The sequence below is a fragment of the Janthinobacterium agaricidamnosum NBRC 102515 = DSM 9628 genome, from assembly GCF_000723165.1.
Taxonomy (GTDB): Bacteria; Pseudomonadota; Gammaproteobacteria; order Burkholderiales; family Burkholderiaceae_D; genus Janthinobacterium; species Janthinobacterium agaricidamnosum.
Genome location: NZ_HG322949.1, coordinates 5,511,752 through 5,527,789, shown reverse-complemented (window position 1 = coordinate 5,527,789; position 16,038 = coordinate 5,511,752). Strand labels below are relative to the sequence as shown.

At 54.9% G+C, this 16,038-nt stretch carries 10 protein-coding genes and 1 pseudogene (1 of these 11 running past the window's edge); 8 read left to right on the top strand and 3 right to left on the bottom strand.

Features of this window, described 5'->3' with window-relative positions:
- A protein-coding gene (locus GJA_RS23910) for an ABC-three component system middle component 1 (protein ID WP_479686749.1) crosses the window boundary here: on the bottom strand, window positions 1–2,125 show its 5' portion. 20 nt of this gene lie to the left of the window's left edge; only the first 2,125 of its 2,145 coding nucleotides appear in the window; its start codon is at window positions 2,123–2,125; its stop codon lies beyond the left edge, outside the window.
- A gap of 106 nt (window positions 2,126–2,231) precedes the next feature.
- Window positions 2,232–4,019: a hypothetical protein gene (locus GJA_RS23905; RefSeq protein WP_038497458.1), complete on the bottom strand. Its 1,788-nt coding sequence runs from the start codon at window positions 4,017–4,019 to the stop codon at window positions 2,232–2,234.
- Between the two features lie 289 nt (window positions 4,020–4,308).
- Between GJA_RS23905 and GJA_RS23900 the strand changes: the two genes are divergently transcribed.
- From GJA_RS23900 to GJA_RS23870, 8 genes are all read left to right on the top strand, one after another.
- Window positions 4,309–4,758, top strand: coding sequence for a helix-turn-helix domain-containing protein (locus GJA_RS23900; RefSeq protein ID WP_038497454.1), 450 nt, complete (start codon window positions 4,309–4,311; stop codon window positions 4,756–4,758).
- A gap of 796 nt (window positions 4,759–5,554) precedes the next feature.
- Window positions 5,555–6,160, top strand: a complete 606-nt coding sequence (locus tag GJA_RS23895; protein ID WP_038497451.1) for a restriction endonuclease subunit S — start codon at window positions 5,555–5,557, stop codon at window positions 6,158–6,160.
- A gap of 21 nt (window positions 6,161–6,181) precedes the next feature.
- Window positions 6,182–7,723, top strand: coding sequence for a type I restriction-modification system subunit M (locus GJA_RS23890; RefSeq protein WP_051781291.1), 1,542 nt, complete (start codon window positions 6,182–6,184; stop codon window positions 7,721–7,723).
- Window positions 7,716–7,889 carry a hypothetical protein gene (locus GJA_RS27915; RefSeq protein ID WP_156484125.1) on the top strand — a complete coding sequence of 58 codons (174 nt, stop codon included), beginning with the start codon at window positions 7,716–7,718 and terminating at the stop codon, window positions 7,887–7,889. The genes GJA_RS23890 and GJA_RS27915 overlap by 8 nt, the downstream gene beginning before the upstream one ends.
- Window positions 7,886–9,088: a restriction endonuclease subunit S gene (locus tag GJA_RS23885; RefSeq protein WP_038497448.1), complete on the top strand. Its 1,203-nt coding sequence runs from the start codon at window positions 7,886–7,888 to the stop codon at window positions 9,086–9,088. The genes GJA_RS27915 and GJA_RS23885 overlap by 4 nt, the downstream gene beginning before the upstream one ends.
- A complete protein-coding gene (locus GJA_RS23880) occupies window positions 9,085–12,384 on the top strand; it encodes a type I restriction endonuclease subunit R (RefSeq protein ID WP_038497445.1) in 3,300 nt (1,099 codons plus the stop codon). The genes GJA_RS23885 and GJA_RS23880 overlap by 4 nt, the downstream gene beginning before the upstream one ends.
- Window positions 12,384–13,139: a M48 family metallopeptidase gene (locus GJA_RS23875; RefSeq protein WP_038497442.1), complete on the top strand. Its 756-nt coding sequence runs from the start codon at window positions 12,384–12,386 to the stop codon at window positions 13,137–13,139. The genes GJA_RS23880 and GJA_RS23875 overlap by 1 nt, the downstream gene beginning before the upstream one ends.
- A 1,036-nt stretch (window positions 13,140–14,175) precedes the next feature.
- The gene (locus GJA_RS23870) at window positions 14,176–15,468 is read left to right on the top strand and encodes a pyridoxal phosphate-dependent decarboxylase family protein (RefSeq protein WP_051781290.1); all 1,293 of its coding nucleotides are present in this window, start codon (window positions 14,176–14,178) and stop codon (window positions 15,466–15,468) included.
- Window positions 15,469–15,560: 92 nt separating this feature from the next.
- Here the strand turns inward: GJA_RS23870 and GJA_RS28400 are convergent.
- A pseudogene (locus GJA_RS28400) lies at window positions 15,561–15,785 on the bottom strand (transposase); the annotation flags it as partial.
- Window positions 15,786–16,038 lie beyond the last annotated feature (253 nt).

The window sequence follows — 16,038 nt, the reverse complement described above, 5'->3', positions numbered from 1 at the left end:
GAGGACTTGGAGGGAGGGTCAAACTGAGAGGGTCAATCCGGCCAGCAAACGAACAGACGAGGTCACTTTGAGCCATGCGTCGGTCGATGGCAGCCAATAACGCGTCTTGGCTACCATGGTCGTGACCGCATAGCAGGCAAGTCGCGCCATCTATGTGAGTTCGGAGTTCGGCAATCAGCTTTTGTAGACTGGTATCATTGATTCTGGCTGAACCGAGTTCACGTTCTACGCGAGCGACAAGATGTTCCTGTGCCATGACCGCTTGCTGGGTTTCGCCGAGCCGCGCGCGTTTCGCGTCGGGTGACCCCTGCAGCGTTGCTTCGAGGGTTTGTATGGTTACCAATCTTGGTTCTGCCTGCGCCCAGAGGCCTGCCTGCTCTTTGATCTGTTGTACGCGAGCCGCCGCATCTTCAGCGGCCTTTAGGTTGCCATCAAGGCGCCGAACCGCTGCTGCCGCATCCTCCTTGGCACTCAGCGCGTTGGACTGGTTCTCCCTTTGCTGATTTAGAAGCTGGTTGAGCCTAGATAGGTTCTCAGCGTGAGTCTGGTTCTGTGCGGTCAGCTGCGCATACTCCGGCTGAACGGAGGTAGCCCATGTGAACCAATCACGTCGGTTCTGTTCGCCCTGTTCCTGAGTCTTGAACTGCGCAAGCTCGCTCGTCAGCGCGCCGAGGCGCGCTGACGCCTCATTGGCACTAGCCTCAGTTCGTTTGGCCAGCGCCTTACGTTCTTCGAGCTGCGCGCGCATTGGTTCGAGTTGCTCATGCAGCGTTCTCAAGGCCGTGACGTGCTCAAGGGCTTTGGACACCCTTGCGCGCGCGCTTACAGCTTCAGTTGCAGAAGATTCCAGCAGCGCACGGAGAGCCCTAGTATCGCGAGCGCTGATGCCGGACATATTGAACCCTGAGGTCAAAATCGCCTGCTCTAACTCAGTAAACCGAGCGTTGAGCGCATCCGGCGTCGCATCTGCAGAAGCAACGCCCTCCAGGCGCGTTAATTCCTGCCGCTCGGCGTCCATGGCGCTGCGAGCGCTCTGAGCTTGCTTCCGTGCCTCAGTGAGCGCTTGCCGAGAGAGCTTCAGCACGTCCTCGGTCTTTTTCAAACCGCTGACATAGTCTTCGAATGCGAGCATGCGTGACACTATGTCCGCTGGTAGTTCGCACTTTTCCGCAACGTCACGGGTGAGCTCTTGGCTGTCTTGACTGAACAAGTGTGTAGCTCGAAAAAGAGCTACCATGTTATCGACACGATCAGCCGCAGCTGGAGCTCCGCCAGTCAGAAGGCTGAGTACATCTTTTCTCGTGGTGGCCTTTCCATTCACCTGTGCAGTGTTGTGGTCCGCCAGATCGCGAGAAATGACGTGTTGCTCACCTTCACGCTCGAGCGTAAGCGTAACCGAGGTCGACTCATCGCCACTGTCTAGGTGCTTCGCGGCCTTTGCCAAGCCTCCACTTGTCTTGGCAAGCCGACCAACGCCACCAGTGACAGCGAAGTCGATGGCGTCGAAGAATGAAGTTTTGCCAAATCCGTTGGGACCGTAAAGAATCGTGACAGCTGAGCCAAGCTCAAACTTTTTCTTTGTACGATAGGCTCGGAAGTTCTGGATTGAAATCGACTTGAGTGTTGCCTGCACTCGCTCTTCAGTGGTGGATTCTGAGTGTGCCTCCGGGGGCGCCCCGGCAACTTTGTCTGGAGCGCCGTAGATTCCTTCAAGACACGCGCTAAAAATCGAGGTCGCGCTACTCTGCGAGGGTACAACAAGGGCTTTTGCCAATTCCGCCTTCAAATTACGTTGTCGAAGTAACGTCTGGGCTGAAGGCGGTCGCGTCTGTGCTCCTGCGGTAACCGGTGATAGCGGTAGGAATGGTAGCCTAGCGAGGCTGCCAGCTAGGTTTTGGTCCAACTGTATGACATATTTTCTGCAGAAATACACGTCGACTTCGACGCGCGAACGGAAAGACTCTTGAACGGCGGTTTTCTCCGGAACGCAAAACACGAATGACACGTCTTTCGTGGACCACTCCGCAGTTCGCTTGAGGTAGTGCTTCTTGAACGCCGCATACAGCAGGTCGTAGTCTGCCTCATCACCAACAGCAAATGCGGTGATCGCATGACTTCGTTGCATTAAGAGCAATGGTAAGCAATCCTCGCGAAGAACCTCCTCTGTGAAGGTCGCTCCGGCCATAAGCAGCGACAGCGCGCCGCGTAGCTCTGAGGGCAGGCTCAAGACTTCAGGAGATTGCTGCATCGAGTGCCTTTCGTAGTTCCGTTTCGTTCGCGGAGCCTTGGTATGCTTGAAGAAAGTCGTGGTAGCCGACACGAATAATCGCGCTGGTAGGGTCTGTAAAGTTGAGTTCCTTGGTCGGCTCGGCGGCTTGGTCAAACAAAGTTCGCATCCGCGGATTCCATGACGTGTTGTCTTCGTCGCGACTTACCAGAAGCAGTTGACCTCGATGGTCCGGTAGTATGTCCATAGCGTGCTTGTCGCACTCCTCGTGGCTTTGGCCGATCACGGCGACGACTTCGACGCTTGTGTCTCCTTTGATGATGGTGGCCTGCGCTCCGTTGCCATGGAATATTGCTGAATATTTGGCGACTTCGAGGATTGAGAAGCTGTGCAGGACATGCTTGATCGCCTGAGACTGAGTGTTCCGCCATTTATCTGGGACGCTACGCGCCGCTGGAGACGCAATCAACACCGTCTTGTTGAGCGCGTCTGGCGGCAGCCAGCGAAGCGCGTTCACTGCTCGCAGATGAGCAGTTGCAGCGGCGTCGGCCAGCGGCAAATTTGGATATTTTATTTGTAAGGACTTTTGGGGATCGTCGAGTTCGTCGTTGACCCACTTTACTACTGCAGGAACAAGCCCTGAGGGAGTGCGGGGGTCCTCTGTTCCTGGATATGGATGCACAGTTGCCTCGGCAAGTGCATATCGCCGTCCTGCCGCGCCTGGCGGCAAGGCCATAGGGTTTAGTTGACGGAACGAGTGTATGCACGCGCCGCGCTCTCGGAATACCGCATCCTTGAAGTTCTCCAATGGATTGCCAGGTCTCTGGAACTCGCCGCCAGCGCAGTATGTGGGCATACTCTCAGGCTTCATGAACTTGTCGCTTGCGAAGATGACAGCGGACTGACCATATTGATTTGCACTACCAGGAGCCGCATTCCCCGCCACGTTCGCCATGACTAAACAAGTACCTTCACGAAGTACACTAGGGAATTGCACCGGATTGAAGAACGGCTGAACCTGACTCATGAAAGAAGCATGCGATGGCCCCGGATTGCATTGAGCTACGAACAGCCAAGTGAGCGGCAGCTGTGCTTCAATCGCAGCTGCGGTCTGCTCTATGTCCTGCAGAAGCCACTCCCAGATGCGACGTTGATCCCGGACCCCAATCCAGTCGTAGCAAATGAGAGTTGCAAAACGATAAGGCGCATGGTTGTCGGCATAGGTACCCTTAAACAAGAAGATGGATTTCCCCTTGAACATGGATTGGTGGTCGACTTGGAGTTCGACACCAGCGGGTTCTATTTTGGTCTGAATCCAGCACCTAACTTCGCCAGACTCGAGCTTTACCCAAGTTGCACAGCAGTTGACCCATTGATCTTGACGGACGCGATCCAACGAACTGCCAACAACGTCGTAGACTGTACCCGGCCGCTGGACAAGTTGGCTAAATTGTTCCCGCGTCAGGCCTTCGAGCCCTCCAATGACGACTGTACCTGCCGGCCAAGTGTCATCAGCCATCGCAGCCGTGATGTGGTCGAAGCCGGCTAGGCCAGGCAGTGTACATTCTGGAAAAATGGTGAAATGAGTCTTCTCGGCACCGTGCACGCAGGCGCGGGCCACAGCGAGCGTGGCGTCGATGCCGGCCAGTGCCGTAGCCCTGACTGCGGGTACAAGGGGAAATGGTTCCAAATGGACGAAATCCACAAACGGCTGCGCAATGACCATCCCGACTTCCCCGCGCGGCAACCGCACTCCGAGCTGGCCAATGTCAATCTCAATGACCTGAATCAAACTATCCCTCACTTTTTTTGTTGATTCTGGCAGGCGACCGATGGCGAATTGCCCAAGTACCAGCCTTAAATTTTCCGAGCATGGTCGAGATAAGCCGACGGCAGTTAGGATAGCATCTTGCCTAGATGAAAAGTACACGAATTGTCACACTCGCTTGCCGTCGACTTCCGACTAGAAGATTTTTCCTTCCACGATAGGTCTAGGGTTGAGACAGCCATTCTTTACAAATCGTTGAATAACTCGGATATTCATGTAATAATTGGATATCCTATTTATTCAAGGAGAAATAATGACATTTCCACAGGCCCTTTCGCCCATTTACGCGCAGGCTCCACAAGTGCAGCGCCAAGAGATCGCTCGCATTCGCCAACTCATTCAAGAGATGGAGTTTCACCGCAACAATATGTATAGCCAGCTGTCGATTATGGCCCCCAGAATTGCCACGCCTGAGGATCAGCTGCAATACGTTGGTCTGATGACAAAGATTCGCGAAACAGAAGCTGCACTCGGACAGCACATCCAGTACCTCAACCAAATGCTGGCGTTGGTTCCGATGGACTTCTCGCGGCAAATTTCAGATCAAGTGAAGCGCGAGATTTACCATCTCTACCACGCATCACGCTACACCCAAGAACAGCTCGCTGAGCACTACGGCGTATCGCAGTCAACGGTGCATCGGATCGTAACTGGTGAGCCACCACCTCAACTGATGGGCGTAAACCCTAATAGCCTCGCATAAAATTGTTTGCTCACCGGGAGTATGGGCTCATATTTCCCGGCGGATTTTCCGCTGCTGCGCGCTCACAACCAGCCCCAGCGACGTGCGATCTACACCGAGTTCCGTACTACCGCCGCGCGTCGGCAAAAATCGCCATTACCACCCGCAGACCGCGCCCCCATTTCATCCAATTCTCCATCGTCCTATCTCCATAAAAATTCTTGCTGGCCGCATCACAACAGGAGGCGAGAACTCCTTCGATCCGTGAGGCGCCCCATTATGCTTGCTGGCAGCATGTTGTCATGGTCAGGCCTTGGCCCGACATGATGCCGTCCAAGAGAGGCTCGGCTGTGCCTTGATGGTTGGGCGACCTGTGAGCCTGATCTAATAGCTAGCGCATTTTGGCATCAGCGTTGTGATCGAGCGGCAAGGCCATTAAGAATACTCTCTCGCTTTCTCTTTTCGTCGCGCAGCTAGCCTCTTGGCGGGGTTACGTCGAGGCGAAGCGTGCGACCTAGTTATATCGATGGGCCTCGCCTCGACACCTGGTAGTACGGCTGTGATGAGGCAAGCCATCGTCCTGCTTGTCAGATGACTGGACACGTTTTCTGAGTGGGATGGGCTGCTTCTCTTTTAGAGACATGATTCCAGAAGCACTTACGGCGCTTCGCGAAAAATGCCGCGTGGCGATAGGTTGTAATTCACCCAGCGGTAACTGTTGCGAAGGCAGTGCCGATCTAAGCGCCCTAATTTCACGCTTCATTCTCTATGATGCAAAATATCTTGCGCGAAAATACATTCTTGATATAATCGCTGCATGGACATTGATGCAAAAATTTTCCCGCTCGCTGCGTTGGCAATCGTAAAGAGCGGCTACCCCTTCCGGGGCTCCATTGAGGAGTCGGCGGACGGTAGCGCGCTTGCCTTGCAGATGAAGGATGTTGATCCCGCATGTGGCGTGAATTGGTCTAGTGCCACGCGCACGGCGTTGCCCGGCCGAAAGCATCCGGACTGGCTCAAGGCTGGCGACGTCCTGTTTGTTTCCAAGGGCGCGCGTTTTTACGCGGTTTGCATCGGTGAGCCTCCTAGCCCGGCCGTTTGCAGCCCCCATTTCTATCATCTCCAAGTTGCTCCGCTGGTTCCGCTACTGCCCGCCTTCTTGGCATGGCAGATTAATCAACCGCCGTTTCAGCGCCAGCTTCAGCAAGCGGCTGAAGGCAGTAGCCAGCTCAGCATTCGGCGCCCGGTTCTGGAGTCGCTCACGTTGTGCGTGCCGTCGCTAGCAGACCAGCACCGCATTGTCGCCTTGGTAGACCTCGCCAGCCGGGAGCGCCACACCCTCCAACAACTTATTCACAACCGCGAACTCCAACTCCAGGCGCTCGCGGAAGGCCTAGCACACACAGTGCAGGCCTCTAACTGACCCCTTAGGAAATCCGGAACTATGAACGACATCGCCATCAAACCTGCCCCTCTCCAAGGCTTGCCGGTTAGCCAGGACAACATCAATGCCGCCGTATGGGCCGCATGCGACACTTTCCGCGGCACTGTGGACCCTAGCATCTACAAGGACTTCGTCCTGACGATGTTATTCCTCAAGTACGTATCCGATGTCTGGCAGGACCACTATGATGCTTACAAGAAGCAATACGGCGACCACCCCGAGTTGATCGAGGAAATGCTCAAAAACGAGCGTTTCGTCTTGCCAGCCAGTGCCAGTTTTTACGCGCTGCACACCCTGCGGCACAGCCCAGGCAATGGCGAGCGTATCGACAAGGCTTTGCATGCCATTGAAGAGGCTAACATTACTAAACTGCGCGACGTGTTCCAGGACATCAGCTTCAACTCCAATAAGCTGGGTGATGAGCAACAGAAGAACGACATCTTGCGCCATCTGCTGGAAGACTTTGCCAAGCCGGAACTGGATTTGCGTCCCAGTCGCGTGGGCCAGCTCGACGTGATCGGCAATGCCTACGAATTTCTCATCAAGAACTTTGCCTCTACGAGCGGTAAAAAGGCCGGCGAGTTTTACACCCCACCCGAAGTATCTGCGCTCATGGCACGCCTGATGGCTCCGGAGGAAGGGGACGAAATTTGCGACCCCACCTGTGGCTCAGGCTCGCTGCTCATGAAGTGTGGCCGCTTGATTCGCGAGAATACTGGTTCACGAAAGTATGCGCTCTTTGGGCAAGAAGCCATAGGCAGCACCTGGGCCCTAGCGAAGATGAATATGTTCCTGCATGGCGAGGATAACCACCGCATCGAGTGGGGCGATACCATCCGCAACCCCAAGCTGCTCGATAGTGCTGCCAGCCTAAAACACTTCGACATCGTGGTCGCTAACCCTCCATTTAGCTTAGAAAAGTGGGGCTTTGAGGGCGCTGACGCCGACAAGTTTAGCCGCTTCCGTCGTGGAGTACCGCCGCGTACAAAAGGGGACTATGCCTTTATCCTGCACATGATCGAAACCATGAAGCCAGGTACTGGCCGAATGGCAGTCGTCGTACCGCATGGCGTACTGTTTAGGGGCGCCGCCGAGGGGCGTATCCGCCAGAAGCTGATCGAAGAAAACCTGCTTGACGTGGTAATCGGGCTGCCAGAAAAGCTCTTTTACGGTACAGGCATTCCAGCTGTGGTGCTCGTGTTCCGTAAGAACAAATCTGACGATAAAGTGCTCTTCATTGATGCTAGTCGCAACTATGAAGCTGGCAAGAACCAGAACTATCTGCGTGAAGCGGACCTGCATCGCGTCTTGACCACAGCCTTCACACGGGAGAGTGTAGACAAATACGCCTACCTTGCCTCGCCGGTCGAGATCGCCGAGAACGATTTCAACCTCAATATTCCGCGCTATGTGGATACCTTCGAGGAAGAGGCAGAAATTGATCTGATCGCCGTGTACCGGGAGCGCGAGCAGCTCAAGGCCGATTTGGCGGGTCTTGAGGCCCAGATGGCCGTGTACCTGAAGGAGTTGGGCTATGAGTGAAATTTGCCAAGCCACCATGGTGCCGCAGGTCGAATTTGCTGCTGCAGAACCCAGCCAAGGAACGGATATCGAGTTCTTGCTTTATGAAACAGAAAACTACTGCACGCGCATGTCATTCGGCTTCTTGATTGAGTCTCGGTGGTTGAGTAAGAAGGTGGATATATGAAACATCCGAAAACATGGATACCCAAAACAGTCGCGGACGTTTGTGAGATGCGCAACGGACATGGCTTTGGGCCTACGGATTGGGATACTGCTGGGTTACCGATTATCAGAATCCAGAACTTGAACGGTGGCCAGAAATTCGACTATTTCTCAGGTGTGCCGGACAAGCGCTGGCTTGTCGATCCTGGACAAATGCTGTTTTCTTGGGCTGGAACCAAGGGCGTCTCTTTTGGGCCAACAATATGGAATGGCACGCGAGGAGTACTTAATCAGCACATATTTAAAGTGCAGCCGAAAGAGAACGTTGACAGTGAATGGTTGTATTGGGCGTTAAAACATGTGACTGACCGTATTGAGGCCCATTCGCACGGCTTTAAGGCAACGTTAGTGCATGTTAAGAAATCAGACATTGATCACCAGCCGATTTTAGTTCCACCACCAGGGGAGCAGCGTCGCATCGCCCGCATTCTCTCCACTTGGAATCAAGCTATAGTTGCGTCGGAGCGCCTTCTTGCTAGCAGTCGGCAACATTTGACTGCGTTGCTACAACAATTGCTCATCAAGCCTGCCATCCGAGGTGACTGGCCCATGGTCGCCATTAGCGAGATTTCTGAGCGGGTTCAGCGACGAGCGGACGAAAATGAGGCGTTGCCTGTTCTGATGATATCTTCCGGCCGTGGCTTTGTGCGGCAAGATGAGAAGTACAGCAGGTTCATGGCTGGAAAAAGCGTTGAAAACTATATCGCGCTGGATCGAGGAGAGTTCGCCTATAACAAGGGGAACTCCAAACTTTTCGAGTTCGGTTGCGTCTTTCCATTGAAGAGTTACGAGCGCGGTGTTGTGCCCAACGTCTATGTATGCTTCAAGCTCTCTAAGAGCTTGAAAGCGGGCTTCTACGAGCAGTTGTTCCGTGCAGACTATCTGCATGATCAGTTGGGTGCCCTTGTCAATACAGGAGTTCGAAACAACGGCCTACTGAATATTCGCCCGGTTGACTTTTTTGCTTGCCAGGTACCGGTCCCGCCTCTAGAGGAGCAGCAACGCATTGCAGACGTGTTGGAAAAAGCAAATATCTGGGTCAGTCAGCACGAGCGGAGTCTTGAGCTGTTGAACCGGGAAAAGGCCGCTCTCATGTCACAGCTTTTGACTGGAAAACGTCGAGTCAAGCTTCCCGTGGTTGGGACGGAATCTCAGGTATGAACATCACACCCAACTCCCGCGAACAATACAGCGCCCATATGCCAGCATTGCACCTTCTGTGCAACTTGGGATGGAACTTTCTGACTACTGGACAGGCGCTGGCTATGCGAGGCGGCACGCGAGAGGTGTTACTCAAGCCTCGGTTAATCGAAGTGCTGCAGGAGCGGCGCTACGAATATAAGGGTGAGTGGTATCCGCTGTCGCCCAGTGGCATCGACCAAATTGTGCGGGAGCTGGCTGCACTCAGTCTTGCCGAAGGGCTTTTGTCTGCTAACGAACAGCTCTATCGTAAGTTAGCCTTGGGCATCACAGTCACGGAGTTTATGGCCGACGGCAAGAAGCACCAACCCACCATCCACGTGATCGACTGGACTGATGCGACAGCCAACCGTTGGGATGTGACCGAAGAGTTGGAAGTGCTGGCCGCACAAGGCACATATCATCGCAAGCCGGACGTGGTGTGTTTCGTGAACGGCATTCCATTGGCGGTGATCGAAGCCAAGCGACCTGAGTCAGGCGGCGGTAGCCACCCATCCAAGGCCATGGTGAACGAGGGTATCAGCCAGCACTTGCGCAATCAGCGGCCTGACGAAATTCCCAACTTGTTTGCCTACGCTCAGTTGTTGCTCTCCATTAGCCAGACCGATGGACGCTATGGCACTACCCATACGGCCGCGAAATTCTGGGCCAAGTGGCGTGAAGAAGAGTTCGACGAGGCGCATATGCAAGCTCGCAAGAACGCATCGCTGACGCCGAAAGTGCGCGGTGCGCTGTTTGAAGGCAAGCCTGTCGCCCTGGCCACCTACTTTGACGCACTATGGAGCGCTCCTATGCAGGCAACCGAACAGGACCGCTTGTTGGTCAGTTTGCTAACACCCGCCCGCTTGCTAGAATTCCTGCGCGGCTATGTGCTTTTCGACCGCAAGGTGGGCAAGATCGTGGCCCGCTACCAGCAGTTCTTTGGCATCCGCTCGCTGCTGACACGCATTGGCCAATTGCGCCCGGATGGGGGCCGAGAGGGAGGCGTTGTGTGGCACACCACAGGCTCGGGCAAGAGCTTCACCATGGTGTTCCTGACCAAAGCGCTGCTCTTGGTGGAAACCTTGAAGGAATGCCGCGTGGTGGTAGTGACCGACCGCATCGATCTGGAAACCCAACTCTCGCGCAATTTTATGACTGGCGGCGCCTTTGGCTCCAGCATCGCCACGCAGAAAGACGGAGAGAAAAGCCGCAGTCTTTCCGGTCGAGATTTGGCCCGCCGCATCGGGAGCGGAACAGAGCGCATCACGTTCACGTTGGTGCACAAGTTCAACACAGCATCCAAGCTGCCCGAGTGCCGGAACGACTCGGCCAACATGATCGTGCTAGTGGATGAGGGCCATCGCAGCCATGGCGGCGAGACTCACGAGCGCATGAAGAAGGCGCTTCCAAAAGCAGCTTACATCGCCTTTACTGGCACCCCTTTATTGAAGAATGAGAAGACGGCCAATAAGTTCGGTCCCATCGTTCACGCCTACACGATGCAGCGTGCGGTGGAGGACGAAACGGTCGCCCCTTTGCTTTACGAAGAACGCATGCCGGAACTCGACATCAACGAAGACGCTGTCAATCGTTGGTTCGAGAAGATCACCAGCAACCTCAGCGACGCCCAGCGCATTGACTTGAAGAGAAAGTTCGCTAAGAAGGGGGTCATCTACGGTGCAGCTAACCGCATCGAGCTAATTGCTTGGGATATCGCTACCCACTTCAGCGAGAACATCAAAAAGCTCGATCTGGGGCTAAAAGGCCAGATGGCGACGGACAGCAAGCTCGATGCGATTCGCTACAAGAAAGCCTTGGACGATACCGGTCTGGTGACCAGTGCCGTAGTGGTCTCGGCCCCCGACACGCGAGAAGGCAACGCTGACGTGGACGAAGATACCCTGCCCGAGGTGCAGAAATGGTGGAAGCAGACCATGGCCAATTTCGGTAACGACGCCGAGGCCTATGAAAAGCGGATCGTCAACGACTTTGGCACCGACGGCGCTCCGGACTTGTTGATCGTGGTGGACAAGCTGCTGACCGGATTCGACGAGCCGCGCAACACCGTGCTCTATATTGACAAGCCGTTGAAAGGCCACAACCTCATACAGGCAGTGGCACGCGTAAATCGTCTGCATGATGCTAAGCGGTATGGCGTGTTGGTGGACTACCGAGGCATCTTGAAGGAATTGGACACCGCAATCCGTGGATACCAGGACTTGGAAACCCGAACGCAGGGCGGCTTTGATGTCAGCGATCTCGAAGGGCTGTACCACCAATTCAGCACGGAATACAAGCGCCTGCCGACGTTGCATGACCACTTGTGGTCGTTCTTCAAATCGGTCTCCAACAAGCTAGATCGCGAGCAGTATCGTCAGGTGCTGAGCCCAAAGTTTGTGAAAGGCAGTGATGGAGAAGAGTATGACGAACGTCAGAAATTACGTGACGATTTCTATGAAGCGCTGACCGCTTTCGGTCTGTGTCTACAGACTGCACTATCGTCTCGCAGCTTTTTCGAAGACAAGAGCTTCTCGGAGGAATTGATTGCGCGATACAAAGCTGACCTGCGCTTCTTCACTGAGCTGCGGCAAACCGCCCGCCGGGACGCGATGGAGACTGTGGACTATAGCGTCTATGAAGAGCAAATCCGTAAGTTGGTAGATAAGCAAGTCATCGGAACCGAAGTGCGACAACCTGAGGGCGTGTACTTGGTGCACCAGTTGGGCAAGGTCGAAGACCCTAAAGACTGGTCTGAAGAAAAGACGCGTAATGAAACGGACATGATTCGTACCCGCCTGCGTAAGACTATCGAACAGGACTTAGTGGAGGACCCCTATGCGCAAAAGGTGTTCGGTGAACTGCTGAGGCAAGCCATTGCCGAGGCGGAGGCCATGTTCGATCATCCGCTAAAGCAGTACGCTCTGTTTCAGGCCTTCGCGCAACAACTGGAGTCTCGAACGATACCGGGCGTGCCGGAGGCCTTGGCAGATAAACCACATGCCAAGGCCTACTTTGGCGCGATTCGTCTGGTGCTGGGGGAGGATGCCTTTGCTGCGCATAGCAGTGAGGCTGTGGACGGCTTGGTGCAGCAGGCTTTAGCGATGGACACTTTAGTTCGCGATGCAGTCGCAGAAAACTCGCTCAACCCGCAGAATATCGAAGCGGCAATCCGTAAGGGCTTGTTGCCGCTGTTGTTCGGCACCCTGGGTCTCGACAATGCAAAGCAAGTGGTGGAGCAGGTCATCCAGATTACGCGTGTGGGGCTGAGCAAGTGATGAGTACGTTACCGTCTGAACGCACCTCTCAACATCGCGTTGTCTATGGTGATGAGATCATCGCTTTCAGCCTACGTCGGCAGCCTTCACGTACTACTTCGCGCCTTGCTATCCATGTGGAACCAGACGGCCGAGTGTTGGTGGACGCGCCTGACACTGCCCCTTTGGCTGACGTATTGAAGGCCGTGAAGAAGCGGTCACGTTGGATCAGTCAGCACGTAGTTGCGGCCAAAGCGCGAATGGCTCACGTGCTCCCACGCGAATACGTGAGCGGTGAGTCTCTGCATTACCTTGGGCGGCGTTATCGCCTGAAAGTCATTGTCGATGCGGAGGCAATGGTGGAAGCACGCATGCGCGGCGCATTCATCACTGTGACAGTTCCGAGCCATGTCCCGGCTACGATCAAGTCTGCCCTTGATGGCTGGTATCGCCAGCGGGCGCGTGATGTGTTCGCGGAACGTCTTGCTGTCGTTGCCGCACCGCTGCGATGGATCAAGCAGCTTCCGCCAACACGTCTCCAGTTCATGACAGTGCAATGGGGAAGTTGCTCGCCCGCCGGCCGTATTACGCTGAACCCGTTGCTGGTCAAGGCGCCTCGGGAATGCATAGACTATGTGCTACTCCACGAGTTGTGCCACCTGCTGCATCACAACCATAGTCCCAAGTTTTACCAGACACTGGATCGACAGCTGCCGCGTTGGCGTGCGGTTAAGGAGAAGTTGGACAACATGGTGGAGGATATATTCCGTATGTGATTCTTGGCGCTGGATAATCGGCGCAAACAACGTATTCTCTGGATGGTTGCAGTTCAGGTCGAGATTTCTCCTGCATAGTTGTTTTTTATTCTTAGATGACACCATATCGATGTCATGTTTGGCTACGGGCGCGGCAATTGTGAGTCCATCTCTGAACTCTGCGGCAACGCTCCTTGACATCGCATCAAGCGGGAAGGTGGCTCTCTAACTCTTGTAGTCGGTGGGAAAATCTTGGGAAAAAACATACCCGATTTTCTTCCTAACCTTTCCCATGCTTGCCTGGATTTTCCGTTCGGAATATGATGCTAATTCAAGGAATTACCACTAAAGTAAGCCAGTTCTCATATTCCTACCTTTGGCCTCCGAAGCCAAGGGTCGCTGGTTCGATTCCAGCCAGCCGCACCAGTTTTCCTTCAGTTTTTCCTCATAGAATCAATTATTTACTATTGTTTACCAAAGCAAGCATGCGCGCTCACGACGGCTGTCCGGCAGCAATCCACAGCTGGGTCGCCTTCATCGTCAAGCGATAAGGCGCGCAGTTGAATTCCTCCAGCTTGTACAGTTCGTCGAGTAACAAGGTGGCGCCGTCGGTGTGGAGCGGCCCGCTTGTTGCCGTCCTCGAAGGGCTGCAGGCAGGCGATGTTTACCCACAGGATGACTACGTCCCTTGTCGGCAGGACGTCGGTACAGGGCGAGTTATTATTCAATTTATTAACCAAAGATCAATTTTGAATTTTACTAATAGTAAGCACAGTGCTGTGATCGCTGCTACAATTTCCGCAGATTTATAGATTGTGTAGCAAGAAACTATTTTTATTAATGCAACCTAATTGCTATCATGATAAATGAAGCGCCAGAAATGATGCCCTTGGTGGCATCATCCGCAGAAGCCACGACACTGTTGCGTGCCGCGGAGAAATTTATTGCCGACTATATCGATGCTATACCGTCCAGCCCGGCATATGACGTCGACACCGTCGATGCTTTTATGCGTGACCCCGCCGCGCGTGCTCTTCCTGATGAGCAAGGCAGGTCGTTGAGCGAGTTGCTCGAAATCGTGGGCCGTGCGGGCCGGCTGGGCGCCAGTTCTGTGAATGGCAAGACGCTTGCATATATTCCCGGCAGCAGCCTGGTGACGGCGGCGATCGCGGATTTGCTGTCCGGCGTCCTGAATAACTATACCGGGGTGAATTTCGCGGCACCGGCGATGGTCGCGCTGGAACGCGACGTGCTGCGCTGGCTGGGCGATTTGATGGGAATGCCGGCCGGTTCGTCAGGCATTCTGACCTCTGGAGGGTCGCTGGCGGCGCTCTCCGCGCTGTTGTGCGCGCGCACCGAACGCTTGCAAGGCGATATCAGCGGCGCGACCATGTACATGACCGAGCAGGCGCACCATAGTATTCCGAAGGCGGCGCGGATTCTTGGTTTCGGTCCGGATGCGATACGCATGGTTCCGGTCGATTCCGCTTATCGCATGGATATCGCCGCACTGCGCGTCGCGGTGCAACAAGACCGGCAGGCGGGCCGCCGGCCGTTTTGCCTGGTGATTACGGCAGGCACCACCAATAGCGGCGTTATCGATTCTTTGCAAGAGTTGGGAGAATTCGCCCGCGAGCAAGGCTTGTGGCTGCATGTCGATGCGGCTTACGGTGGTTTTTTCCGCTTGACGGAGCGCGGCCGCAGTCGCTTTGCCGGCATAGAACAGGCTGACAGTATCGTGCTCGATCCTCATAAAGGATTATTCTTGCCGTTCGGCACAGGTTGCTTGCTGGTACGGGATGGCAATATTCTGAAACGTGCGCATTCCGGGGAAGAAGCGGCATATTTGCGCGACCTCGACGATCAGCACGTAGACGACTTTGCTGATTTGAGTCCGGAATTGACGCGCCCTAACCGTGGCTTGAAGATGTGGTTGCCGTTGCATTTGCATGGCGTAGCGGCATTTCGTCGCGCGCTGGATGAAAAACTCGACCTTGCCGGGCATGCGTTCGAGCGCTTGACGCGCATGCCCGGCATTGCCGTCGGCGCTCAACCGGTGCTGTCGATTGTTACTTTTAATTGCAGCAGCGCGGCCGCCACGCTGGATGCCGACAACCAGCTGACTGATAGATTGGTGCAGCAGATCAATAGCGCTGGCCAGGTGTTCCTGTCGACCACCCTGCTGGGAGCGCGCGTGGTGGCGCGCCTCGCCGTGCTGAACTTGCGTACCGGCATGCCTGAGGTCGAACGCGCGCTCGGCCAGATCGAAAAGTATACGGCCTTGATGCTGAGAGACCGCGAGCTGGCCGAGGTATCGTCCGCATCAATCACCACGCAGGCCGCTCTGTAATCGCGTCGCCTCAGGTCCGACCTTGCCATCAGCGGGGTCTGGCCAAAGCGCGGTAGCGTTTGCTAACACAGCTGCCTGGTGCAACACAGCCTCGCCACATCCTGCAAGATCGCCTTGTCCAGGCTTCGTTCGCTGACCAGCTTTTTCAGCCGGGTATTTTCATCTTGCCGCCACGTCAGTTGTTTGACCTGTTTCCAGCGGTAAAAGGTCTGCGACTAGATGTCCAGTTGGCGCACGATATCGCCGACTGCCGTGCCAAGCTCGGCTTGCTTGAGCACGGCGATGATCTGTTCGATCGGAAAATTTTTCCTCTTCATACAAGGTCGCCTGTTTCGTCCGTGAGGGCGTATCAGCGTATCAATCAGCGTGCCGGACGCGCCGTACCGGCGCATCCGCTCCACGACTTTACTCGTGCATGATGGCATCGTGATTTGACTTACCTGTCCGTCATGCATTTTGAGGCACGACGCCAGCGGCACGCTATTGTGTGGTTTTTCAGTGCCCTTTAAGTTGTCGCTGCGATCATGGACGGGCAGGTTTGAACGGTGTTCGCCTACCCAAAGAAAATTA

Excerpts from the sequence above, each read along its gene's own strand:
- GJA_RS23900 (WP_038497454.1), top strand. The coding sequence starts at position 4,309 with ATGACATTTCCACAGGCCCTTTCGCCCATTTACGCGCAGGCTCCACAA.
- GJA_RS23895 (WP_038497451.1), top strand. The coding sequence starts at position 5,555 with ATGGACATTGATGCAAAAATTTTCCCGCTCGCTGCGTTGGCAATCGTA.
- GJA_RS23890 (WP_051781291.1), top strand. The coding sequence starts at position 6,182 with ATGAACGACATCGCCATCAAACCTGCCCCTCTCCAAGGCTTGCCGGTT.
- GJA_RS27915 (WP_156484125.1), top strand. The coding sequence starts at position 7,716 with ATGAGTGAAATTTGCCAAGCCACCATGGTGCCGCAGGTCGAATTTGCT.
- GJA_RS23885 (WP_038497448.1), top strand. The coding sequence starts at position 7,886 with ATGAAACATCCGAAAACATGGATACCCAAAACAGTCGCGGACGTTTGT.
- GJA_RS23880 (WP_038497445.1), top strand. The coding sequence starts at position 9,085 with ATGAACATCACACCCAACTCCCGCGAACAATACAGCGCCCATATGCCA.
- GJA_RS23875 (WP_038497442.1), top strand. The coding sequence starts at position 12,384 with ATGAGTACGTTACCGTCTGAACGCACCTCTCAACATCGCGTTGTCTAT.